Source organism: Latilactobacillus curvatus JCM 1096 = DSM 20019 (assembly GCF_004101845.1).
Taxonomy (GTDB): Bacteria; Bacillota; Bacilli; order Lactobacillales; family Lactobacillaceae; genus Latilactobacillus; species Latilactobacillus curvatus.
On the sequence record NZ_CP026116.1, the window covers coordinates 1,497,308 to 1,519,863 of the forward strand.

At 41.7% G+C, this 22,556-nt stretch carries 26 protein-coding genes; 6 read left to right on the forward strand and 20 right to left on the reverse strand.

Translation table 11 applies throughout. The features are described 5' to 3' along the window. Positions 1 to 79 precede the first annotated feature (79 nt). Together LCU_RS07830 and LCU_RS07835 are read left to right on the forward strand one after the other, a co-directional pair. Positions 80 to 931, forward strand: coding sequence for an aldo/keto reductase (locus LCU_RS07830; RefSeq protein WP_004265823.1), 852 nt, complete (start codon positions 80 to 82; stop codon positions 929 to 931). Positions 932 to 1,164: 233 nt separating this feature from the next. Continuing rightward, a complete protein-coding gene (locus LCU_RS07835; protein WP_056966458.1) occupies positions 1,165 to 2,526 on the forward strand; it encodes a hemolysin family protein in 1,362 nt (453 codons plus the stop codon). A 115-nt stretch (positions 2,527 to 2,641) separates the two neighbouring features. On the opposite strand, the gene LCU_RS07840 is transcribed toward LCU_RS07835, so the two are convergent. Further along, positions 2,642 to 3,502, reverse strand: a complete 861-nt coding sequence (locus tag LCU_RS07840) for a DegV family protein (protein ID WP_054644322.1) — start codon at positions 3,500 to 3,502, stop codon at positions 2,642 to 2,644. Between the two features lie 107 nt (positions 3,503 to 3,609). Continuing rightward, entirely contained in the window at positions 3,610 to 3,975 is a 366-nt protein-coding gene (locus LCU_RS07845; protein WP_035186166.1) for an iron-sulfur cluster biosynthesis family protein, read from the reverse strand. Between the two features lie 111 nt (positions 3,976 to 4,086). Between LCU_RS07845 and LCU_RS07850 the strand changes: the two genes are divergently transcribed. After that, positions 4,087 to 4,530 carry a DUF3290 domain-containing protein gene (locus LCU_RS07850; protein ID WP_004265832.1) on the forward strand — a complete coding sequence of 148 codons (444 nt, stop codon included), beginning with the start codon at positions 4,087 to 4,089 and terminating at the stop codon, positions 4,528 to 4,530. Between the two features lie 10 nt (positions 4,531 to 4,540). Next, on the forward strand, positions 4,541 to 5,167 hold the full coding sequence (locus LCU_RS07855; RefSeq protein WP_056966455.1) for a DUF421 domain-containing protein: 627 nt from the start codon (positions 4,541 to 4,543) through the stop codon (positions 5,165 to 5,167). A gap of 28 nt (positions 5,168 to 5,195) precedes the next feature. Here LCU_RS07855 and LCU_RS07860 read toward each other — a convergent pair whose 3' ends face one another. Then, positions 5,196 to 6,056, reverse strand: coding sequence for a hypothetical protein (locus tag LCU_RS07860; protein WP_056966453.1), 861 nt, complete (start codon positions 6,054 to 6,056; stop codon positions 5,196 to 5,198). Between the two features lie 103 nt (positions 6,057 to 6,159). On the opposite strand from LCU_RS07860, the gene nrdI reads away from it, so the two are divergent. After that, positions 6,160 to 6,627 (forward strand): class Ib ribonucleoside-diphosphate reductase assembly flavoprotein NrdI, encoded by a 468-nt coding sequence (gene nrdI, locus LCU_RS07865; protein ID WP_004265795.1) that lies wholly within the window; start codon positions 6,160 to 6,162, stop codon positions 6,625 to 6,627. Here the strand turns inward: nrdI and LCU_RS07870 are convergent. The 9 genes from LCU_RS07870 to rsmG form a co-directional block, all read right to left on the reverse strand. After that, positions 6,624 to 7,301 (reverse strand): HAD hydrolase-like protein, encoded by a 678-nt coding sequence (locus LCU_RS07870; RefSeq protein WP_056966452.1) that lies wholly within the window; start codon positions 7,299 to 7,301, stop codon positions 6,624 to 6,626. The genes nrdI and LCU_RS07870 overlap by 4 nt on opposite strands. Positions 7,302 to 7,674: 373 nt before the next feature. After that, positions 7,675 to 8,439, reverse strand: coding sequence for a prolyl oligopeptidase family serine peptidase (locus tag LCU_RS07875; RefSeq protein ID WP_004265843.1), 765 nt, complete (start codon positions 8,437 to 8,439; stop codon positions 7,675 to 7,677). 40 nt (positions 8,440 to 8,479) lie between these two features. Further along, positions 8,480 to 9,157 (reverse strand): DUF1129 domain-containing protein, encoded by a 678-nt coding sequence (locus LCU_RS07880; RefSeq protein WP_039098429.1) that lies wholly within the window; start codon positions 9,155 to 9,157, stop codon positions 8,480 to 8,482. Positions 9,158 to 9,179: 22 nt separating this feature from the next. After that, positions 9,180 to 10,280 (reverse strand): redox-regulated ATPase YchF, encoded by a 1,101-nt coding sequence (gene ychF / locus LCU_RS07885; RefSeq protein WP_039098430.1) that lies wholly within the window; start codon positions 10,278 to 10,280, stop codon positions 9,180 to 9,182. Positions 10,281 to 10,303: 23 nt separating this feature from the next. Further along, on the reverse strand, positions 10,304 to 10,552 hold the full coding sequence (locus LCU_RS07890) for a DUF951 domain-containing protein (protein ID WP_004265842.1): 249 nt from the start codon (positions 10,550 to 10,552) through the stop codon (positions 10,304 to 10,306). A gap of 18 nt (positions 10,553 to 10,570) precedes the next feature. Then, positions 10,571 to 11,446 carry a ParB/RepB/Spo0J family partition protein gene (locus tag LCU_RS07895; RefSeq protein WP_004265828.1) on the reverse strand — a complete coding sequence of 292 codons (876 nt, stop codon included), beginning with the start codon at positions 11,444 to 11,446 and terminating at the stop codon, positions 10,571 to 10,573. Next, positions 11,436 to 12,203 carry a ParA family protein gene (locus tag LCU_RS07900; RefSeq protein ID WP_004265824.1) on the reverse strand — a complete coding sequence of 256 codons (768 nt, stop codon included), beginning with the start codon at positions 12,201 to 12,203 and terminating at the stop codon, positions 11,436 to 11,438. Before LCU_RS07900 ends, LCU_RS07895 begins: the two co-directional genes overlap by 11 nt. 12 nt (positions 12,204 to 12,215) lie before the next feature. Then, positions 12,216 to 13,094 (reverse strand): nucleoid occlusion protein, encoded by an 879-nt coding sequence (noc, locus tag LCU_RS07905; RefSeq protein WP_056966043.1) that lies wholly within the window; start codon positions 13,092 to 13,094, stop codon positions 12,216 to 12,218. Then, a complete protein-coding gene (rsmG, locus tag LCU_RS07910) occupies positions 13,094 to 13,834 on the reverse strand; it encodes a 16S rRNA (guanine(527)-N(7))-methyltransferase RsmG (RefSeq protein ID WP_004265798.1) in 741 nt (246 codons plus the stop codon). The genes noc and rsmG overlap by 1 nt, the downstream gene beginning before the upstream one ends. A 367-nt stretch (positions 13,835 to 14,201) precedes the next feature. On the opposite strand from rsmG, the gene LCU_RS07915 reads away from it, so the two are divergent. After that, entirely contained in the window at positions 14,202 to 15,548 is a 1,347-nt protein-coding gene (locus LCU_RS07915; protein WP_056966041.1) for a nucleobase:cation symporter-2 family protein, read from the forward strand. Between the two features lie 49 nt (positions 15,549 to 15,597). On the opposite strand, the gene LCU_RS07920 is transcribed toward LCU_RS07915, so the two are convergent. The 8 genes from LCU_RS07920 to rpsF all read right to left on the reverse strand — a co-directional run bounded on the left by LCU_RS07920 (position 15,598) and on the right by rpsF (position 22,412). After that, on the reverse strand, positions 15,598 to 16,059 hold the full coding sequence (locus LCU_RS07920; RefSeq protein ID WP_054644317.1) for a MarR family transcriptional regulator: 462 nt from the start codon (positions 16,057 to 16,059) through the stop codon (positions 15,598 to 15,600). Continuing rightward, positions 16,059 to 16,718, reverse strand: a complete 660-nt coding sequence (locus LCU_RS07925; protein ID WP_162255678.1) for a glycosyltransferase family 4 protein — start codon at positions 16,716 to 16,718, stop codon at positions 16,059 to 16,061. The genes LCU_RS07920 and LCU_RS07925 overlap by 1 nt, the downstream gene beginning before the upstream one ends. A gap of 306 nt (positions 16,719 to 17,024) precedes the next feature. Continuing rightward, positions 17,025 to 18,428: a replicative DNA helicase gene (dnaB, locus tag LCU_RS07930; RefSeq protein ID WP_174795735.1), complete on the reverse strand. Its 1,404-nt coding sequence runs from the start codon at positions 18,426 to 18,428 to the stop codon at positions 17,025 to 17,027. Positions 18,429 to 18,572: 144 nt separating this feature from the next. Continuing rightward, a complete protein-coding gene (rplI, locus tag LCU_RS07935; RefSeq protein WP_004265788.1) occupies positions 18,573 to 19,025 on the reverse strand; it encodes a 50S ribosomal protein L9 in 453 nt (150 codons plus the stop codon). Positions 19,026 to 19,046: 21 nt separating this feature from the next. Further along, on the reverse strand, positions 19,047 to 21,077 hold the full coding sequence (locus LCU_RS07940; protein ID WP_054644315.1) for a DHH family phosphoesterase: 2,031 nt from the start codon (positions 21,075 to 21,077) through the stop codon (positions 19,047 to 19,049). 216 nt (positions 21,078 to 21,293) lie between these two features. Further along, entirely contained in the window at positions 21,294 to 21,533 is a 240-nt protein-coding gene (gene rpsR, locus LCU_RS07945; protein WP_004265822.1) for a 30S ribosomal protein S18, read from the reverse strand. A gap of 30 nt (positions 21,534 to 21,563) precedes the next feature. Continuing rightward, a complete protein-coding gene (ssb, locus tag LCU_RS07950; RefSeq protein ID WP_004265848.1) occupies positions 21,564 to 22,076 on the reverse strand; it encodes a single-stranded DNA-binding protein in 513 nt (170 codons plus the stop codon). A gap of 39 nt (positions 22,077 to 22,115) precedes the next feature. Next, complete coding sequence (gene rpsF / locus LCU_RS07955; protein ID WP_004265809.1) at positions 22,116 to 22,412, reverse strand: 30S ribosomal protein S6; 297 nt, start codon at positions 22,410 to 22,412, stop codon at positions 22,116 to 22,118. Positions 22,413 to 22,556 lie beyond the last annotated feature (144 nt).

Sequence of the window (22,556 nt, forward strand, 5' to 3'; positions counted from 1 at the left end):
AGTCGGTTTTCTGTCTATCTCTATCGAAAACAAGTAAACTGTAAGTAGAGATTTTAAACTGATAAAGGAGTGTTTTAATATGTCTAACTTAACGAGTTCATACACGCTCACAAACGGCGTGCAAATTCCTAAAATTGGCTTCGGGACTTGGCAAACACCAGACGGTCAAACAGCCGTAGCTGCTGTTGAAGAGGCGCTCAAGGCAGGTTATCGCCACATTGATACCGCCCAAGCTTACGGTAATGAAGGGAGTGTTGGTGAGGCCATCCAAGCTAGTGGCGTTGATCGTTCCGATTTATTCCTAACCACCAAAATCTGGAATAGTAATCACACTTATGATTTAACAATCAGCTCTTTTGAAGAATCACTCAAGAAATTACAAACCGACTACGTTGATTTGCTCTTAATCCACTGGCCCAACCCAATTGCCTACCGTGATGATTGGGAAACAGCCAACGCCGAAACATGGCGTGCAATGGAGATGCTCTACAAAGCTGGTAAAGTCCGGGCCATCGGGGTCAGCAACTTCCGTGTTCGCCATTTAGAAGCGCTCAAAAAGACTGCAACGGTACAACCAATGGTCAACCAACTCTTCTTAGCCCCTGGCGAATTAGAACCTGAAACTGCCCAATACTCACGTGAACATGGCATGTTATTAGAAGCTTATAGCCCACTTGGGACTGGGAAGATTTTCAGTGTGCCAGAAATGCAAGAATTAGCGGACAAATACCAACGCTCAATTCCACAAATTGCACTACGGTGGTCATTACAACACGGCTTCTTACCATTACCTAAGTCTGTGCATGCTGAATACATCCAACAAAATGCCCAAGTTTTCGACTTCGAATTAGCCGATGAAGACATGGCTGCAATTGATGCACTTGACGGCGTCGTTGGACACGCGCAAGATCCTGATACTGCAACATTCTAAAACTGTTTAAAAGCCACTAACACAGTGGCTTTTTTCGATACAGATCAACGTCAAAATGTGACAAAGCGTATTTTAGTTTAGATATTTAACAATTTAGTTTACCTCTTCCCTAAATTATGGTATTTTCATTATTATTGAATCCGATAAAATCGGACTAAAGCCCGACGTTATTTACCGTTTTAAGCTTGAGAATGGTAAAATAGAACTAGTTAGTTAAGAAATGGGGAATTATTTTGTCAAGTGGTGAGTTATTCACTAATCTATTTGTTATGTTGGTCACCTTCTTTTTAGCCGCCTTCTTCGTGGCCGCTGAATTTGCGCTCGTCCAAACACGGCCAAGTGCCTTAGAAGATGCCATCCATTCAGGAAATGGTAATCCTAAAAAATTGAATCTTGCGCTTAAAATGACGCAAAACTTAAACGAATATCTCTCAACCACCCAAGTGGGGGTCAGTGTTGCCGGGATTATTTTAGGGTGGATTGGTGAATCAACCGTCGAAACCATTCTAGTCGATCTGCTCGGTCTCACTCACCTGATTTCAAATGGTGGCTTACACATCATCGGCGCAGTTGCCGGCGTGTTAGTCTTAACCTATTTAGAAGTGGTTTTCACGGAAATCGTGCCGAAGAATATTAGTATTGATATTCCAATGCAGATGTTGATGGCTGTTGCTAAGCCCCTCCATTACTGTCATATTATCTTCTATCCATTTGTTTGGTTACTCAACATTTCCGCAACGGGTGTTGTGAAATTAATCGGCTTTTCACCTGCTGAAGAAGGTAGTGATGTGCTTTCCCAAGCGGAAATCATTAGCCTCTCTAAAAATGCCGTCACTGGTGGTGAATTAGATCGCAACGATTTAGTTTACATGCAACGGGCCTTTGACTTTAATGACCGGATTGCCAAAGATGTGATGGTTGATCGCACAAGTCTCTACGTCGTCGATATCACCGATACCGTTAAAGACGTCTTAAAAGACTACTTACAACAAGGCTTTAGCCGCTTCCCAGTGGTTGCTGAAAATGATAAAGACAAGATTCTTGGTTACGTCTACGCATATGATTTAGTCCGTCAGGCACAAGTCGACGATTCAATCCGCGTCAGCAAATTACTGCGTTCGATTATCTCCGTTCCAGAAGCAACCCCTATTCACAGTTTGTTGAATCAAATGATCAATAAGCAAACCCCAATTGTGGTCGTCGTTGACGAGTACGGTGGGACGAGTGGGATTGTCACTGATAAAGATATCTATGAAGAACTATTCGGGACCGTCAAGGACGAAATTGACGATGTTTCAGATGAATACATCATCAAAGAAGACGATAACCGTTACCGTGTCAGTGGGAAAACGACGCTCTATGATTTCGAACGTTTCTTCAAGACTAAAATTGATGCCTTCGAAGCCTCAGATAGCGTGACCCTGGCCGGTTATGTCTTAGAAAACTTCACCGACTTACAACAAAGTGCGGTCATTCATATCAATCAATTCACATTAAAAGTGGTCGAATTCAATCGCGGTTACATCGACTGGTTTGAAGTCTCCAGCGAACCACAAAATAATACAGCCAACAATACAATTATTGAAACCAATTAAAAAAAGAGTGTGCTATCAGCCATCTCCTGAGGATTAACCACAAGGAGATGGCTAATAGCACACATTTAAACAAAAACAGCCTTGCGCAAATGCGCAAGGCTGTTTTTTAATTTCGTTATGCTAAATAATCACGACTCCAGATGAGCCCCATTACTTTTTCGCCGGTGTGCACGCCGACCACAGGACCAATGTGACTCGTTTCAATCGGCATCCCTGGGAATGTTTCCGTCAACGTTGCGACCCACTGCACACTTTCTTCTGGATTATTACCGTCAATCACGCTAACGCGTACGGGATAGTCAACAGATTCGACTGCTGCTTTGAAATCCGCTAATACTTTTTGAAAGGCCCGTTTCTTGGTCCGTTCCTTCGTTAAGGCAACAATTTGGCCGGCATCGTTAAAACTTAAAATCGGTTTAATCCGCAAAAGATTCCCGACAAAGGCCGCACTATTCGAAATCCGGCCCGTTCGCAAGAGGTGGCTTAAATCATCCACAACGAAATAAACGCCCATCGTTGCTCGTAAAGCTACCAATTTCGGCATGATAGTTGCGGCATGTTCACCTTGGGCAACTAACCGCGCCGCTTCCAAGGCCAAGAACCCTTCACCGGCACTCGTAATCTTGGAATCAAAAGGATACACTTCGATGCCTTCAACCGACTGTGCGTAGGCGGTTAGGTTATTGACAAAGCTCGTAATACCACTTGAAAGATGGATACAAATCACTTCATCGTAGCCCGCTTTTATCAATTGATCAAAAACCTGTTGCATCTGACCCATTGTAATTTGCGAAGTCGTTGGTAATTTTTCAGTAGTGCGCATTTTATCGTAAAATGCTTCACTCGTGATATCGATATTTTCCAAATAAGTTTGTTGTCCAAAAATAACGGTGATTGGGACCACAGTAATATTATGGTCGGCGGCAACTTGTGAATCTAAATACGCCGCACTATCAGTCACAATTGCTGTTTTCATGTCAGGCTCCTCAATAAAACTGTTTTTGTCATTATCCCACCAATGTGGATAAAGTACAAATGAACAACAAAAAACGCCGGACCACTTTCTGCCCGACGCCACAGTTATTAATGAGTCATTGATTCATTCTCAAATACGACAATGGAGATGTGCCCATCAATTAAGCCACTGTTATTACTCAAGGTTAACATTTGATTCTTTTCGTTAACGTCTAATACTTCATGTTCATCAAAGTAGCCAGCTGCATAATCTTTGTAGTAAACAGCCCCTAGATTTGATTCAAATTCATCTGGATAATCTTTAATGTCAGCATCCGCTGGTACTAATAGCAATCTAAAGTTCGTATCCAACGAGCAATAACCAACGTTTGAAAATGGACCAACACCGTCATCTAAGTCCAATAAAATTTTTTGACCCGGTGTCATCTTATCCTTGATTTTCGCAACTGCTGCAGGTGTTATTTTTAATGCCATATCAATCATCCCTTTCATGCTTTCAGTCTACCGCCGTTTTAAATTTGACACAATCTATCTGCTCAGCCGGTGTGCTACAATAGGCTTAACCGTTTATTTAAGGAGGTCATTATGCTTTTTTATCGGTATTCATACTTTAGCAATCAGAATGATTTCGAATTCTATCTCAAACTAAGTCTGTCAGTGATCATCGCCAGTTTAATCATCATCTTCTTCGTTCAATATCTCCGCCACCGTTCAGATTCGAAGTACCGTGACTTACTAATCATCTTCGGCTTAGTTGGGATTTTACTCGCCGGCATTCAATATACACGGATTCAACAGCTTAACACCGCCCACTCGCAACAAGCCCAGATGGCGCAATTCATTAGAAGTGTGGCGACTGCGCAGAAAGCTAGCCTTAAAACCGTCGCAGTCAACACGACTTCGCTTCAGCAAAACATGGTAGTGCGCGTCGGTCATCAAAACTACCAAGTCATATTTGATAACAATTTTACTAGTTATCAACTCCAAAAAGCTCAGTTGATTAGCCAAGACATCACCTATCAAGATTAAGGAGTTTACTATGCCATCTTATTTCGATATTACCATTAAATTAATTTTCGGTTTCTTCTGTTTAGTGTTACAAATCAACCTCTCTGGCAAGGGGAATTTAGCCCCTAGCAGTGGGATTGATCAACTCCAAAATTACGTTCTTGGGGGGATTGTTGGCGGTATGATTTATAATGCCGATATCTCGCTCTTACAATTCTTACTCGTTTTACTCATCTGGACCTTAATCGTCTTCACAATGAAGTTTCTAACCACTCACAATCGCTGGATTAAACGCTGGGTAATTGGTAATCCCCAAACAATTATCACCAACGGCCACATTGATGTTCAAACGGCCTCTAAGAATAGTTTATCCGCACAGGATCTGTCGTTTAAACTCCGAATTGCCGGGATTAGCGATATTCGCACGGTCAGTCGCGCAATCTTGGAACAAAACGGACAATTAACCATTACGCAAAAAGGCGACGCCACGATTAAATATCCGCTGATTATGGACGGCCAGATTAATTCAGAAGCACTTGAATTAATCGATCAAACTGAAGAATGGCTCCTCGCCGATATTGAACAGCAAGGCTACAGTCTTCAACAAATCTACATGGCTAACTACTTGAACCATGAAATTGTGATTACGCCCTATTAAAAAAGATGACCCGCAAAGGTCATCTTTTTTAATGTCGTACTCTTTGGAGAAGCGTTGCAACCAACCAGACAATCGCCCCGCCAATTAAAACAATCGTGCTTGTCTTCAAACCATAATCCAGAACAGCCAACCCATAGTCGGTAATTGTTTGATTAAAATCGCCCGCTTTTTGAGCAATTTGTTCAACAATGCCACTATATTTAAACGCAGCCGCCCCTAGTGCCAAGAATAAGCCACTCCAAGCAAAACTTGCACCAACACTCCCTAATACATACCGGAATTGACCACTTAGTCCCCATTGAACTAGTACAAGAACAATTCCCATAATAATTGCAACCCAGGTTAAGATATTGATCACATTTCTAACAAACAACATCTTAGTCGCTAGTGGTGCTAAGTAAGGTGCTTCAATTTGGTTCGTGAGGTATTCTTGTAGTGGTGGTTGAACCGCAACCACTGCCGTTTTAATTAAAGATTCCGTCAACGCATTTTCAGGCACAACTGCTTCTAAATGGGCTGCAAGTTGTCCCATCATTTGTGCTGTGGGTAACGGCTTTTCTTGTCCTATATAAATATTATGAACAGTTTTCTTTAAATCGGCCCGCACATCAGATTGGGTCAGTAATTTGACTTGTACTTCAGTTGGTAGCCCATTTTTTTGTGCCGCATCTAATAAAACAACGTTAATTTTATCAGTCATCGCAGCTAACGTCTTCGGTTCACTGAGCTGTTCTTGCGTAAATGATTCTCTCAAAACTGTCCGGCTGAGAATCATGCCACCAATGCCAAGGAAAACGCAAAGAAAGATTAAGAACGTCAAAAAGCGACTTAAACCTCGATGTGGTCGCACGCTTGGTTGATTTTGATTCAAACGACTAATTGGTTCCATTGATTAAACACCCTTTCTATTCACGAACCCTATTAAACTTCAAGACTAGGATTCTTAATCATTAAATGCTAAAGTGAACTTATCAGTCACAGGAGGCCATTCAATGTTAAAAAATTTAACGATTCTCTATATTTCAATTGCTGGTAATACACGTTCATTTGTAACGGATTTACAGGATTATGCGGCGCAACAACATGCTAATAACCCAGCGTTACCAACCATTACCCTCACAGAAATTTCGGATGCGACCCCCTTTAAAGCGGAGACCGAACCGTTTTACGCGTTCGTTCCAACTTACTTAGATGGTGGCAACGGCATTGATAATGGCGTTAAAGAATTAATGACCAATAGCTTAGGCGAATACATCGATTATGCGCAGAACGCACGCCTTTGTTATGGAGTAATCGGTAGCGGGAACCGCAACTTCAACGAACAATATTGCTTAACTGCTAAACGGTATGCGGTACAATTCGATGCACCGTTTATCGCCGATTATGAGCTCCGTGGCAATGCGAAAGATGTCGCGCGGATTTATACCTTAATGGTCGCTAACGCGCAACAGCATGCCTAAAATTTAAGATTAGCCGGTAATGATGTGATTAACTCGGTGGGTTGTTGGACAATTTGGACAGCACCTGCCTTTTTGAGTTCCGCGATTGTGCCAAACCCATAACTAACACCAACTGCATTCATCGCGTTTTGCTTAGCGCCCAAGATATCATTTTGGCGATCACCCACCATCAGTAATGGTGCGGTTTGTGGTGATAGACCAAGTTCTGATAATGCGTAAGTAATGACATCCGCTTTTTTGACCCGCGTTGTCTCATCAACACTTGCTCCAAAAACACCGCTAAAGTAATCACTTAACTCTAAATGATCAATGACCTTCTTAGCGAATGGTTCTGGTTTCGAAGTCGCAATTGCCAGTTGTAAATCCTGTGCTTGCAATGCCGCTAGGGTTTCTCGCATGCCAGGATAAAGTTGATTTTCATACAACCCTTTAGGCGCATAATAGGCTTGAAAGACTTTAATAGCTTCTTGAGTAGCAGCTGCATTTAAACCAAACTCACGCATAATTGTTTCATTGAGGGGTGGCCCAATGAATGTGACCAGTTCAGCTTTGGTTTGCGTCGGCAATGATAACTCCTCAATCATATATTCCAAGGCGTTCACGATGCCTTCTTGCGAATCGGCTATCGTTCCATCCAAATCAAATAAAACGGTCCCCTTTGTCATATCAATCATCTCTCGATCTCTTATAAATTACCTTCATTTTAGCATACTCTTTGACCCTTAAACTTTCCTTATTGCTTTTTTCATAAATCTATAAACCTCTGGTCACAAAATCTTCACAAATTCCCATTATAGTATTGAGTATAGAAAAGCGAATCTTTTCTATTTCATACTACTTAACTTTTTCATTTTACTCCTCCAAAGTAAAATTAAGGTAGACGCAATCTACCACGCACGTATTATTCCCCCAAAGTAATACGTGTACCCCCTACTCCTTTTTAGATCTTCGGATCTGCTAGAAACCAGTCTCCCCAAGGCTGGTTTTTTTGTGTCCCCATCAAAAAAGCCGCCAGAACAATTTACGTTCTGGCGGCTTTTCTCATTTTTAAAGTAGGTACTGTTGCATCAGTTCAACGGTTTTGAGTTGGGCATCGTCTGATACTTTATGTTGCCCATTTTCTTCCGTCGTTAATGTCACTAATGCAGTGGCTGAACTTGGTTGCGCCTGAATTTCGGTCATAAAATCTGCCGTGAATTGATATGGCACCATCGTATCAGCAGTTCCATGATAGAAATGCAATGGACGTCCTGCCAAGTGATCAACGTGCATTGATAAGTCATACGCCGCTAACCGTGCTAGGGTATCTTCAATCGCATCTTGATACTTGGTTTGCAAGGCCGTTGGTAATTGACTAACCTGCCATTTAGCAAGTGCGACAGGCATTGGTGCGCCAATCTTATCAACGCCAATTTTGACATTCGGATATCGGGTGAGAATCGCATCGGTTGTAATGCCACCCATCGAAGTCCCTGTAACACCAATCCGTTCAGGATCAACTAAGCCTTCAGCGCTCAGTGTTGCAACCAGTTCACCAAACTCTGTGACCGACTGCATCACAATGTCCCAAAATTCAAACATTAACTCAGAAAAGAGCTGACTACCATGTCGTTTACCATGATACTTCGCATCTGGTAAGACCACGCGAAAACCAGCCTTGGCTAAAAAGTGGGCGACCATTAATTCTGACTCTTTACGGTGCGTCCAACCATGATATACAAAGACAGTTGGTAATACCGCTTTTTCTTGACCACTTGGGGCCACAATCAACGTACTGACTGCCCCAATTTGCCGTTCTTCAGTGCTAATCATCTCAAATCCTCCTCAATTGCCATTTATTTCCCGGGTAATATTAACCGAAGAATGAACCTGTAATCTTAAAACGGCGTTTGATATAAATCCGCACGCCGATTAAGAGTGCTGCAATTACGATTTGAACAAGTGGTGGCAAGACTGGATTCAAGAAACTTGGAATCAAGATTGTCACACCGTATGCCGCAACAAAGGCTAGTGTTAAGCCGATTACAACCAATGCCATCTTCCAAAATGGTGGCCGTTGTTCTTTTGGCATTTGCGTATAGCGCATTGGATAAGTCATGATGATCCCCGCAAGCGCAGCCGTAATGACAATTGATGTAATCCCAATGCTGGTTGCTGACCCCTTCGTTGAGAAATAAGCCGCAATTCCGTTAAAGGCTAGGTACATAATTAAAAAGATTAAGCCGTTATCAAGCATTTGGAGTTGAAGTGATGTTTGCTTAGGACGTTTTGGCGCGTGCAACAATTGATCAATCTTGGTTGTCACTGGACCATATACTTGTGTTGCAGGCTTGCCCTTATGTTGTTCTGCTACCATTTCTGGTAACATTTCTGCCAAGATTTCAGTTTGGCGTTCTGCTGGCACTTGTTCGGCATTTAATGCGCGTTTGAACTTAAATAAATAGTCCGCATTTTTCTTACTGAGTTTTGCTTCTAACCCTTCAATATCAACTGGTTCTGGGGTTACTGCTGGTTGTTCGTTCTTAGCCAATTGTCTTCCTCCTCAATTATCATTAAACGTTAAATCTAAATTCGATGATGTCGCCATCTTCGACCATGTATTCTTTACCTTCTAAACGTAAACGGCCAGCTTCTTTAACAGCTTGCATTGAACCGTATTGATCTAAATCAGCAAAAGAAACTGTTTCTGCCCGGATAAATCCGCGTTCAAAGTCGGAATGAATGACACCGGCGGTTTGTGGGGCCTTCATGCCTTGACGGAAAGTCCATGCCCGGGTTTCTTTTCCACCAGCGGTAAAGAATGTTGCTAAGCCTAGTAGATGATATGAAGCACGAATCAATTTATCCAACCCTGATTCAGTCACCCCTTCGGCTTCCAAAAATTCAGCCTTATCGGCATCATCTAATGAGGCGATTTCTTCTTCAGTTCTTGCTGAGATGGCAATTACTTCGGCGCCTTCTTTAGCTGCGGACGCTTGAATTTGTTTAACATAATCCACACTATCAGGATCAGCCATGGCATCTTCAGCAATATTTGCAACATATAAAACCGGTTTTGATGTTAATAAGAAGAAGCCTTTAACTAACTTCGCTTCATCTTCATTAAATTCGATTGAACGTACTGAGCCGCCTTCTTCAAGAACAGGCTTAATCTTTTTAAGCACTTCGAATTCGGCTAAGGCGTCTTTGTCTTTCGTCCGCGCAATCTTTTCAACACGCGCATAACGCTTCGTAACACTTTCTAAATCAGCTAAGCTCAATTCAAGGTTAATTGTATCGATGTCGTCTAACGGGTCAACAGTTCCGGTAACAGAGGTAATATTATCGTCGTCAAAGGCGCGCACAACATGCACAATCGCATCGACTTGACGAATATTCTCCAAGAACTTGTTCCCAAGCCCTTCACCTTTGCTAGCCCCTTTAACGATCCCAGCAATATCCGTAAATTCAAAAGTCGTTGGCACGATCTTTTTAGCCGGGATAATTTCTTGAATCCGGTCTAAACGCTTGTCAGGGACTTCAACCATGCCGACGTTAGGGTCGATTGTGGCAAATGGGTAGTTCGCCATTTCGGCGCCTGCTTTCGTGATGGCGTTAAATAACGTTGATTTTCCGACGTTGGGTAATCCTACAATTCCTGCGGTTAATGACATAGTTTTTTACACTTTCCTTTACTTTAAAAATTAGTTTGGTTGGGACCTTGTTGCATCTCTTGATAGTGGGGTTCATCCGCAACAACGACTTGTGCTGCAGGCACCAAATTCTTCTTAAGTTTCTTTTCGAATTCACGGCGCGGTAATAAGACGGCGTGGCCGCACCCCATGCACTTAATTCGAATATCCATCCCCAAGCGCACCACTTCAAAGCGATTGGTGCCACAGGCATGTTGTTTTTTCATCTGAACAAGATCGCCTAATGTATACATCTAGCTCGACTCCTCACTTTAATCGATATTCACATCTAGCAATGCAAGAATCCGGTTTAAATCATCGACTGTGCTGTAATCAATCTCAATCTTTCCGCGACCCTTGCTGTTAATCGCAATATTGACCTTGGTGTCAAATTTATCGACCAATTGATTTTCACTCGCTTGAATATAGGGTGATTTAATCTTGGTCTTCGTCACTTTCGCAGCTTTAATCTGGTTCATCTGGTTAATTAACTGCTCTAGTTGTCGCACCGTTAAGCCTTCATCAATCGTGCGTTTCGCTAATGCACTAATCTGACTTTTTTTCTTCAATGATAATAACGTCCGCGCCTGTCCCATTGAAAGGTCACCATTTTGTAATAACGTCTTCACGTCATTGGGTAAACCCAATAAGCGCAAGTAATTGGCAATGTATGGGCGGCTCTTGCCCAACCGTTCTGATACTTCAGCTTGAGTCAGGTTTAACTTTTTCAAGAGTGTATCGTAAGCTTGGGCTTCTTCTAACGGCGTTAAATCTTCACGTTGCAGGTTTTCCAAGACCGCAATTTCCATCATTGCGGATTCATCAAACTGCCGCGTGATGGCTGGTATCGCTGTTTTACCAGCTAACTTAGACGCACGGAATCGGCGTTCACCCGCAATTAATTCGTAACCATTAATACTTTTGCGAACAATGATTGGTTGGAAAACGCCCGACTTCTTAATTGACGCTGCTAATTCAGCCAAAGCCGCTTCATCAAATGTCTTCCGCGGTTGATAGGGATTTGGACGAATATCATCAAGTGCAATCTCTTCAACTAATTCATCCGCCCGGTTTTTATTAGGGCCTTCGAACGCTGAAAATACAGCATCCAAACCGCGGCCCAATCCTTTTCCATTTCTAGTTGCCATGAGCTGCTAACACTTCCTTTGCCAAATTTTGGTAAACTTCAGCGCCCCGTGATTTTGGATCATAATCAATGATTGATACGCCATGACTAGGTGCTTCTGCTAAGCGCGTATTCCGTGGCACAATCGTGTCGTAAACCCGATCACCAAAATACTTACGCACTTCTTCAATCACTTGAGCCCCTAAATTCGTCCGCGCATCATACATCGTCAACAACACGCCTTCAATCGCTAAGTTTGGGTTAAAATGTTTTTGCACCAAACGAACGGTGTTTAACAATTGGCTCAATCCTTCTAAGGCATAATATTCACTTTGAACTGGAATCATGATTGAATTACTTGCCGTAAAGGCATTGATTGAAAGTTGCCCTAATGAAGGTGGACAGTCAATCAAAACGTAATCATAATCGGCTAAGACTGGTTCTAACCCTAACTTCAAGCGCATTTCACGCGCCATCTGTGATGTTAGCTCGATCTCTGCCCCTGCAAGTTGAATCGTAGCTGGAACAATGTCTAAGTTCTTATGTGATGTTTTAATAATTGTTTCTTTTAGTGGGAATTCATCGACCAACACATCATAGATATCTTTTTCGACTTGGGATTTTTGAACCCCAATCCCGCTTGTCGCATTCCCTTGTGCATCTGAATCAATGATTAACACGTGATTGCCAGCATCCGCCAAACAAGCGCCTAGATTAATCGTGGTCGTTGTTTTACCAACGCCACCTTTTTGATTTGCAATTGAAATAACGTGTGCCATAATGAGCCTCCCTTATTGCTTTGGAATTTCGATCGTAATCCGATAAACATCATCTTGTTCTTCTTCGGTGGCTTTGACGGCAATCCCGCTTTGTTCAACCATTTGAACCGACTTTTTGATGGTGTTGACGGCAATGCGTGTATCATGGGCAATTGCTTTTTTTGCTTTATCGTTCGCTTTTTTAGCCTTCGTGGTAGCTTCTTTTAAACTGCCATCGGTTGCATCAACTGTCTCTTCAGTTGATTCTGGTTCAGGATTCAACGTCTTGTTAACCAGCGCTTCCGTATCCTTAACCGTTAATTGTTCAGCCAAGATTTGGTGTAAAATCATTTGTTGCTTGAATTCATCCAACCGTAAAAGGCTCCGACCGTGTCGTTCAGAAATTTCATGATTCATGATGGCTTCTTGAACGGGTTGTGAGAGTTTCAATAGCCGCAACTTATTAGCAACAAAAGATTGGCTCTTACCCATCTTTTCTGCCAAGCTGGCTTGTGTAAAGTCGTTCAGCTTCATTAAGTCCTTATAAGCTTGTGCTTCTTCAACGGCGGTTAATTCTTCGCGTTGTAAGTTTTCAATCAAGGCCATTGAAGCTGTTTCGTGATCATCCATAGTTTGAACAATCGCTGGTAATTCAGCCCATTTGAGGGTTTGAATCGCTCTAAAACGGCGTTCACCCGCAATAATTTCATATTTTTGATCTTCATATTCACGTAAGATAATCGGTTGCAATAAGCCGTGTTGTTCGATTGTGCTTGCTAATTCGGCGATATTGTCCGCATTAAATACTTTTCGTGGTTGGAACCGGTTAGGCACAATTGCTGAAACCGGCACTTTGATCACTTGATTAATACTTTTATCGTCTTTTTTCTTATTAAAAAATGAGAGTGCCATTATTTTTCCTCCTTAGCCATTAACGGTTTTTTAACTGGCACACCAGCCCGCCGTGGATACTTGGCAGGTGTCGGTACAACCTTATCAATTACGATTAGATGTCGTTGATCATCTGTTTCTGGTAGCGTCAAAGCAATGTCTTGTGCAAATTGGCCACCAAGTGTTTCGATTGCATAGTTGGCTTCTGCCAATTCCGTTTCACCTTGACTCGCTTTTAATGCGATAAACTGCCCACCAACTTTAACAGTTGGTAAACAGAATTCTACCAGTACATTTAATGAAGCAACGGCCCGGGCAGTCACAATATCAAACTGTTCACGATATGGACTCTTCGGGTTGCTGAACAGTTCTGCTCGATCATGGACCAACGTCACATCAGACAAGCCTAATTCACGGACCAATTCTTCTAAGAAGTGAATCCGCTTGTTTAATGAATCAACAATCGTAATCTTCAATTGCGGGAATAAAATTTTGATTGGTAACGATGGAAAACCCGCGCCCGCACCAATATCGCAGATCGTAAGGGGTTCAGTGCGTAGTTTTTCAAGATACAAAGTTGGTGTGACAGAATCGAAGAAGTGCTTGAGATAAACTGCTTCTTGTTCTGTAATGGCTGTCAAATTAACTTGTTGGTTCACTTGTACAAGCCGTTTGAAATACAATTCAAACTGATCCATTTGTGCTTGTGAAACTTGAATATTGTATGTTTTTAACGTTGCTGCAAAACCCGCTGGTGTCATTATTTCTCCTTAACTATGCTTTAAAGTAGGCGTTTAATTCGTGGAACATTATTGTTTCACATATACCTTTTAGTTTAACGTACTTACCCTAAAAAAACAAGATTCTTCCCAGTTTTCAGATTATCGTTTCATGTGAAACATAATAATCGGTAATTTAAGAACAATTATCGCCTTTTTCAAGCGAATCATTCAGTAAGAAAGCACTTTTGTCATCGAACAGTTGGTGTGCATCATCACAAAGGCGAACTATCGCGATTATTTAAGAATGTTATATTCGTTTTTTACTTAATTTCTAATTGAAGTCACTATTGGCGTGTGCTAAACTAAATGTTAACTAAATTTTAACAATTATCTTGGAGGGACACTCGTGGCAGATATACACTCAAATTCAGCACAGCCAATTAATCCAAATGAAAAGCTTCCCCACATTAAAGCAGCGATTCTCGGCTTACAACATCTTCTAGCAATGTATTCTGGCGATGTTTTAATTCCATTACTTGTCGGGGCTGCATTACATTTTAATGCCGCTCAAATGACTTACCTCGTTTCAGTCGATATTTTCATGTGCGGGGTTGCGACCCTATTACAATTAAAACGAACCCCACTGACCGGGATTGCATTACCGGTTGTCCTAGGTTGTGCTGTTGAGTACGTTGGCCCGTTAGCCGCCATCGGCACTAACAGCCAACTCGGAATTGACGTTATGTACGGTAGTATTATTGGCGCCGGAATTTTCATCTTGTTAGTTTCTGGCTTGTTTGCACGTTTGCGTTGGCTCTTCCCACCAGTTGTCACAGGGTCTCTCATTACATTAATCGGATTCACATTGATTCCCGTTGCTTTCCAAAACTTAGGCGGTGGCGATGTTGCTGCTAAGTCGTTTGGGAGTACACCAAACTTAATTACCGGTTTTTCAACGATTGCCCTAATCCTGATTTTTAGTATCTGGGGGCGTGGCTTCATCCAACAAATCGCCATTTTAATTGGGATTATTGCTGGGACCTTAATCGCAGCTGCGATTGGGATTGTGTCCTTAGATCCAGTAGGTCAAGCAAGTTGGTTCAAATTACCTGAATTATTCTACTTCGGAACACCTCGTTTTGAATGGTCATCAATCGTTTCAATGTCATTGGCTGCGTTAACGACCATGATTGAATCAATCGGTGTCTTCTTCGCCCTTGGTGAAATCGTTGGGCGCGACATTACTAGCAATGATCTTAAGCGGGGCTTCCGCGCTGAAGGGATTGCCGCTATCTTAGGGGGATTGTTCAACACCTTCCCTTACTCAACGTTCTCACAAAATGTTGGGATTGTTCAATTATCCGGTATCAAAACGAAAAAACCAGTTTACTACTCAGCATTCTTCTTAATCATCTTAGGATTATTACCTAAGATTGGGGCCGTTGCAACCATTATTCCAAGCGCTGTTTTAGGGGGCGCGATGGTCGTTATGTTCGGCACTGTTGGGATTCAAGGCATTAAGATGTTACACAAAGTCGATCTTGATGATAACCGCAACTTACTAGTCGCTGCCGTTTCAATCGGCTTAGGCTTAGGGGTAGCAATTCATCCAACCTTGCTCCAATCACTACCAACGAGTGTTCGCACAATTCTAGGCAACGGCTTAGTAGTCGGTAGTCTCAGCGCTGTCATCTTAAACTTACTATTCAACTATCGTTCATTAATTGCAGCAAAACATGCTGAACAAAAATAAATCAAAAAAAGTGCCTACAAATTTAACCGTTTGTGGGCACTTTTTTTGTCTATTCAATTTCAGTTGTCCGAATACTTCTAGCAAGTCTATTTGTCATTTCAAACAGCTGCATTAATTCTGGCATGCTAATTTTCTTATCTGATTCAGTAATACTTTTAATGTAAGTTCCACACGCCTGCTCAAATCGACGATAAATTGATTCTCCAGCGGGAGAAACTGCTATATCAACAATTCGACGATCATCCTGTTTGCCATATTGTTTGCTGATATACCCCTGATCCTCTAATTTACGTAATTTATTTGAAGATGCTGCGGTAGATGTTTTTAATACTTGTGCAATCTTACTATTATTAATACCTTTATAGCGTTTTAATGTTTGTAAAATACGAATTTGTTCGATGGTAACTCCGTCTTCATTTGAAATTTGACTAATGTTTGCTGAAATTTGAGCCATCTCATGATAGAAATTAATCAACTCTAATTTATCAGTCGATTGCGCTATAGAATTCATCATTCCTCCTCCGTTTCATTCATAATCCTTTGATAAAACTGGTGCCACCGGCTAAAATACTGGTGCAATGAGAAACAGTCGTTAATCGTTTGCCGGGCATTTCGTGAATATGTTTCACGTCGCATCTGACTACCTAGAAAATCACTGAGTTGTTGAACTAAGCCAGCGTCATCTCCTGGTGTCACCAAATCCCCGCTCACATGATTCTCAATTACTTGTGGAATGTCCCCGACATTCGTAGCTAAATTGGGAATTCCATAAGCCATCGTTTCTAAAATTGCCATTGGTAAGCCTTCTTGATATGAGGGCAATAGGTGTAACAGGCTTTCTTGAATAACGGTATTGCGATCCGCCAAAGCTAACCAGCCACCAAGGCGCACATTGGTTAACTTTAGGCGGTCTATTTCTTGCTGGACCTTCCCCTGTTCACCATCACCATACAACGTAAATTGAATATCCGGAAAACGGGATTGAATCACCCCTGCTAATTTTAGAATATCGTAGGTGCCCTTACGTTCGCCTAAGCGCCCCAGTGTGATAATTTGTTTAGACTGACTATGGTATTTGTATTGCTTAGGTAGTTCAACCGCATTAGCAATAATCGTAATCGGAGTTTGCGCAAGTGTTTGGTAAAAAGTTGCCCATTCAGTGCTTAACACAACAATGCCATCCATAGCCACGGAAAACAATGTTAATATTAATTGAAATTCACTATAGATTCGCATTATATTAACTATTTTTGGATATAAATAAATTTTTAAATATCTTTAGAATATTCTCATAAAACTAAAGTAACGATGTTATCATTCTATTTCTCCCTCCCATTATTGTCATCTAATTAACGAATATCAGTTAATATGCCCATCAAAAAAATCATCATAATTAAAGTTTTTACTTTAATTATGATGGCTTTTTTAAGTATTTCATTTACGATAATATTCACTATTTATTAAAAATAGTCATTACTATTGGTCCGCATACGAAATTGATGAGAACTTATTAAACGTTTTGACAAATAATAATTTGACTGTCCCTCGTGCACCCGCACGGTTTTTTTCGATAATCACTTCAACTTCTCCAACGTCCGCATCATCTGACCGCTGTGGCGCTGGTGCTGGCGGATTGCCACCACCGAAATCATCGCCATCTTCCCCAGGTTCATCGCGATAGTAATCATCACGATATAAGAAAGCAACGATATCAGCATCTTGTTCGATTGATCCTGATTCACGAATATCTGAAAGGACTGGGCGTTTATCTTGTCGTTGTTCAACCCCACGAGAGAGTTGAGAGAGCGCAATGACCGGTACCCGTAATTCTTTAGCCAATTTCTTTAATTGACGTGAAATCGCCGAGACTTCTTGTTGCCGGTTTTCTTGGCCGGAACCTTCAATTAGTTGCAAGTAATCAATGACGATTAAGCCAACGCCCCCTTTTTCCTTCGCTAAGCGCCGACATTTCGCCCGAATTTCCGCCATTTTCACGCCGGGCGTATCATCAATATAGATATTCGCTTTTGAAAGGCTCCCCATGGCTACGATTAGATTCTGCCATTCAAGTTCGTCGAGTTGCCCGGTTCTTAGATGGTTGGCGTCAATACTTCCTTCTGCACACAACATCCGGTTAACGAGTTGTTCAGCACCCATTTCCAAACTAAAAATTGCAATATTCTCATTGGTTTTCGTCCCGATATTCTGAGCAATGTTTAAGACAAACGCGGTTTTCCCCACCCCGGGCCGGGCCGCTAAAATAATGAGTTCATCTTCATGCAAACCCGCAGTAATCTTATCTAAATCGCGGTATCCCGTTGATAGACCCGTAATGTCTTCTTCATTTTGATATAACTTATCAATTTGTTCAATTGAACTCGTTAAGACATCTGAAATTGATTTGAACCCGGCCTTATTTTGCCGTTCGGAAACATCCATGATTTCCTTTTCAGCGGTATCTAAAATATCCGTGACGTCTTCATCTTGCGCGTAACCCTTTGCCACAATATTTTGAGCGGTTTGGATTAAACGGCGCAGCATTGCTTTTTCAGAGACAATCTTGGCATAATAAACTACGTTGGCTGCCGTTGGTACAGCCTCAGCCAACTCAGCTAAATAACCAATACCACCGATATCTTCCAATTGGTTCTGCGCATCGAGGGCACTCTTTAAAGTCACCGCATCGATTCCTTCACCCCGTTCGTTTAATTCAACCATCGTCTCGAAGATCAAACGGTGGGCTTTACGATAAAAATCGTCGGCAGTAACGTATTCCATTGCTTCAACGAGCGCATCGCCACTAATAAAGACGGCCCCTAAAACGGCCTGTTCCGCCTCATTATTCTGCGGCGGTACTTGTTCAATTAGTTCATTATTCACCATTTTTACTCCTTTGGTTAATCGACTTCAATTACTCACTAGTTTACTCAAAATACCAGTGACTGGCAACAGTCACCGATTGGTCAGCAATAAAAAAAGCCGTGATAGTGGTGCTAATCACGGTCTTTTCAATCATTCATTTTATTATTCGGTTACGATATGCACACGAATCGTAGCTGTTACATCAGGGTGAATCCGTACATCAACATTCCGGTAACCCAACGCTTTGATTGGTTCTGGTAAATCAATTTTCCGTTTATCAACATTGATCTGATATTGTTGAGCCAATGCTTGGGCAATTTGCTTGCTTGGAATTGAACCAAATAAGCGGCTGTCTTCGCCCGCTTTAGATTTGATTTCAACGATTGTTTTATCGTCTTCAATTTTGGCTTTTAAAACCTTTGCTTCCGCTAATTCAGCAGCTGCATTTTTAGCTTCAGCATGTTGTTGGCCTTTTAAAGCACTGATAGCAGCTGATGTTGCGGGTTTTGCTTTCCCATTTTTAATTAAAAAGTTTTGTGCGTAACCATCTGGCACATCTTTCACTTGGCCTTTTTTACCTTTACCGCGTACATCTTCTAAGAAAATAACTTTCATTGTTCTGACCACCTTATCTAATTAATCGTTTGTTGCTTCCTTGTCCGTTTCCGGATCAAATAGCTCTGCCAAAACCGTTAATAACTTCGCCTTGGCTTCGGAAACAGTCGTATCTGCCATCTGCGTTGCCGCATTGGAAAGATGACCACCGCCACCTAATTTCTCCATAATCACTTGCACATTCACATCACCTAGACTCCGCGCTGAAATGGCAATCATGCCATCTGGGCGTTTCACAATGACAAACGAGGCTTCAATGTCTGACAATGACAGCAAGGTATCCGCTGCTTGTGCTGCGATGACCGGATCGTAGGTACGGTTGTCCTCACCCATACATAATGCCATATTTGGCTCAACCATTTCAATGGTTTCAATTAAATGATTCTTTTGAATATAATTATCGACATTTTCTTTTAACAAGTGTTGAACCATCGAAGCATCAGCCCCAACTGAACGTAAATAACTAGCTGCGTCAAACGTTCGCGTCCCAGTTCGCATTGAAAATGACTGCGTATCAACCGTAATCCCAGCCAACATCGTTGTGGCTTCGAACTTGTTAATATTAGCGATATTTTGTGGTTGATATTCAAACATTTCCGTCACTAACTCACACGTTGAAGAGGCGTAGGGTTCGATATAAACCAACATTGGGTTTTCTGGGAACTCTTCCCCACGACGATGGTGATCGATGACAATCGTCCGCTGAGCAAGCTTCTCGTACAACTTAGGTGCCATTGTTATGGATGGTTTAGAATGATCGACCATCACTAATAAACTATTGGCCGTTGCTTTTTCGAGCGCTTCTTCAGGCGACAACACTTCCACTGCAATTTCAGGGTAGGCTTTAACTTCCTCTAAAAGACGTTGAATATCTGTATGAATATTGTTTTGGTCAACGACCACGTAGCACTTCTTACCGTTCATCTCGGCAATCCGGCGAATCCCAAATGAGGCGCCCAATGCATCCATATCTGGCCGAATATGGCCCATAACAAAGACTTCGTCAACTTGTTTGAAGATTTCTTGTAAGGCTTGTGAAATCATCCGTGCACGAACCCGCGTCCGTTTTTCCATCGGATTAGTCTTACCACCATAAAAACGTGCTTGTCCTTCACTCGCTTTGACAACGACTTGGTCACCACCACGACCGAGGGCAAGATCCAAATTACTCTGTGAAGTTGTTGCTAGAACGGCTAAATCGGATTCCCCATAAGCAAACCCAACACTCAACGTTAGTGGGAAGTTTTGTTTGGATGTTTCTTCTCGAATTTCATCTAAAATCTTAAACTTCTCTTGTTCAGCGGCGTGTAATGATTTGGCGTACGCCAAAACAAAGAAATGATCATCATCAACTCGCTTCAAGAACATCTGAAACTGATTCGCCCAGCGTGATAACTCGTTGGTGACATAGTTATTCAGATTAGAAACAGATTGATCATCCATTGTCTGAGTGATTTCATCATAATTATCTAAGAACACTTGCCCGATGGCTACTTGCTCATCTTCATAACGATCTTCAATGGCCGCATAGCGTGTAATATCGAGAAGATAAACCACCCCAATGCTTTCTTGGATAATGATTTGGAATTGATTATCGCCCCAACGAACAATTTTTGTTTCATTAGCATCTTCATTTTGTGCGACTAATTCTGCCAACTCTGGATCGACAGACTTAATCTTTTTGCCTAAAACTTCTTTATTACCGAAATATTGCTGTAAATAAGGATTCGTCCATTGAATCTCACCTGATTCGTTGTACAATAAAATCCCAATTGGCATCTTAATTAAAGCCTCTTGCTCGCCGCGCTTAATGCGGTACGACAAGTCCGAGACATACTTGGCTGTATTCTCAGTGACCGTTTCGATCGCGTATAGCACAGTAATGACCGTCCCGATTAGCAGCACGAATAAAATTAGAGCAATTAGCCAATCTAACATCGCAGCAAATACCAAACTAACCGCTGTAAGGCCCAACAAAATCAGGGCAACGGTCCGCAGGCGAGTATCATCTAAAAACTGTGGTAATTTTAATTGTTTAAACTTATTTTTCATGTAAACTCCTTAATTCTAGATCCCATTCTGATTCTTGTTCATCTATCATTGAGTCTATGTGGTTCTTTACTAAAACTTAAAAAATGCTACTTTTATTTTAGCACAATTGCCCTACAATTACCGCTTTGAACCCGTAATTTAATCCCATGTTCCCCTATTAAAGCGCACAAAAAAAGACCTTCTAAACACTGTTTAGCAGGTCTTTTGGTTGACTGATTAGTCTTCTGTAACGAATGGTAATAAGCCCATAATCCGTGCGCGTTTGATTGCAATTGTCAAACGACGTTGGTTTTTAGCACTTGTACCAGATACCCGACGAGGTAAAATCTTACCGCGTTCTGAGATAAAACGTTTCAATAAATCAGTGTCTTTGTAGTCGATATATTCGATGTGGTTAGCAGCGATGAAATCAACCTTACGACGACGACGGTTGCCGCCTCTTCTTTGTTGAGCCATTGAAAGTTCCTCCTTCCAAAACAGTTTATTTTAGAAAGGTAAATCATCATCTGAAATATCAATTGCTTGACCATTATTTGCAAATGGATCGGCTTGAGTGTTATTTGCAGCTGATGGATTACCCGATTGTTGAGGGCTGGTAAATCCAGATTGTTGGCTACCATTGCTTTGATTGTTGTTAAAGTTTTGGCTTGCGCCATCCCCTTGCCGTTGCTCCGTTGTTGTCCGTGATTCTAACAATGAGAAGTTATCAACGACCACTTCGGTTACGTATACACGTTGACCTTGTTGGTTTTCATAATTTCTCGTTTGTAGACGGCCATCAACTCCGACTAGTGAGCCTTTCTTAGTGAAATTAGCGAAATTTTCCGCTGATTTACGCCAGATGACACAGTTGATAAAGTCTGCTTCACGATCACCATTGGCATTCGTGAATTGACGGTTCACTGCGATTGAGAAAGTCCCAACAGCAGCACCACTAGAAGTGTAACGTAAGTCAACATCGCGTGTTAGCCGACCAACGAGTACAACTCGATTAATCATTCTGTCAGCTCCCCTCTATTCAATAATTACAATTCAAAATTAGTCTTCGCGTTTAACGATCATATGGCGTAATACTGAGCCATCAATCTTAGCTAGACGATCAAATTCGTTTAAAGCTTCATCATTATCAGCTAAAACATTTACGATATGGTAAATGCCTTCGTGTTGATTGTTGATTTCATAAGCTAAACGACGTTTTGACCAGTCTTTTGAATCAATCACTTCAGCGCCGTTGTCTTTTAAGATGCCGTCGTAACGGTTGACAAGAGCTGTTTTACTTTCTTCATCAAGTGTTGTTGAGATGATGTAAGTAACTTCGTATTTTGATTGAGCCATGACTGTTCACCTCCTTATGGACTTTAGGTTCTTACCTGTGTAAGAACAAGGAGTAACTGACTAATAAAAATTAGCCTCACGATTTAGACCCTGTGTCTAAATCACAGATACTCACAAGATAAAATTCTATCATAACGGCCGTTA

Bases quoted from the DNA above. Each gene is read 5' to 3' on its own strand.
- LCU_RS07850 (WP_004265832.1), top strand. From the start codon at position 4,087: ATGCTTTTTTATCGGTATTCATACTTTAGCAATCAGAATGATTTCGAA.
- LCU_RS07830 (WP_004265823.1), top strand. From the start codon at position 80: ATGTCTAACTTAACGAGTTCATACACGCTCACAAACGGCGTGCAAATT.
- LCU_RS07940 (WP_054644315.1), bottom strand. From the start codon at position 21,077: ATGAAAAATAAGTTTAAACAATTAAAATTACCACAGTTTTTAGATGAT.
- LCU_RS07900 (WP_004265824.1), bottom strand. From the start codon at position 12,203: ATGGCACACGTTATTTCAATTGCAAATCAAAAAGGTGGCGTTGGTAAA.
- LCU_RS07890 (WP_004265842.1), bottom strand. From the start codon at position 10,552: ATGTATACATTAGGCGATCTTGTTCAGATGAAAAAACAACATGCCTGT.
- nrdI (WP_004265795.1), top strand. From the start codon at position 6,160: ATGTTAAAAAATTTAACGATTCTCTATATTTCAATTGCTGGTAATACA.
- LCU_RS07860 (WP_056966453.1), bottom strand. From the start codon at position 6,056: ATGGAACCAATTAGTCGTTTGAATCAAAATCAACCAAGCGTGCGACCA.
- LCU_RS07895 (WP_004265828.1), bottom strand. From the start codon at position 11,446: ATGGCAACTAGAAATGGAAAAGGATTGGGCCGCGGTTTGGATGCTGTA.
- LCU_RS07845 (WP_035186166.1), bottom strand. From the start codon at position 3,975: ATGGCATTAAAAATAACACCTGCAGCAGTTGCGAAAATCAAGGATAAG.
- LCU_RS07920 (WP_054644317.1), bottom strand. From the start codon at position 16,059: ATGAATTCTATAGCGCAATCGACTGATAAATTAGAGTTGATTAATTTC.
- LCU_RS07875 (WP_004265843.1), bottom strand. From the start codon at position 8,439: ATGATTAGCACTGAAGAACGGCAAATTGGGGCAGTCAGTACGTTGATT.
- LCU_RS07840 (WP_054644322.1), bottom strand. From the start codon at position 3,502: ATGAAAACAGCAATTGTGACTGATAGTGCGGCGTATTTAGATTCACAA.
- rplI (WP_004265788.1), bottom strand. From the start codon at position 19,025: ATGAAAGTTATTTTCTTAGAAGATGTACGCGGTAAAGGTAAAAAAGGC.
- noc (WP_056966043.1), bottom strand. From the start codon at position 13,094: ATGGCACTCTCATTTTTTAATAAGAAAAAAGACGATAAAAGTATTAAT.
- rpsR (WP_004265822.1), bottom strand. From the start codon at position 21,533: ATGGCTCAACAAAGAAGAGGCGGCAACCGTCGTCGTCGTAAGGTTGAT.
- LCU_RS07870 (WP_056966452.1), bottom strand. From the start codon at position 7,301: ATGATTGATATGACAAAGGGGACCGTTTTATTTGATTTGGATGGAACG.
- LCU_RS07855 (WP_056966455.1), top strand. From the start codon at position 4,541: ATGCCATCTTATTTCGATATTACCATTAAATTAATTTTCGGTTTCTTC.
- rpsF (WP_004265809.1), bottom strand. From the start codon at position 22,412: ATGGCTCAATCAAAATACGAAGTTACTTACATCATCTCAACAACACTT.
- rsmG (WP_004265798.1), bottom strand. From the start codon at position 13,834: ATGACACCAGCGGGTTTTGCAGCAACGTTAAAAACATACAATATTCAA.
- ychF (WP_039098430.1), bottom strand. From the start codon at position 10,280: ATGTCATTAACCGCAGGAATTGTAGGATTACCCAACGTCGGAAAATCA.
- ssb (WP_004265848.1), bottom strand. From the start codon at position 22,076: ATGATTAATCGAGTTGTACTCGTTGGTCGGCTAACACGCGATGTTGAC.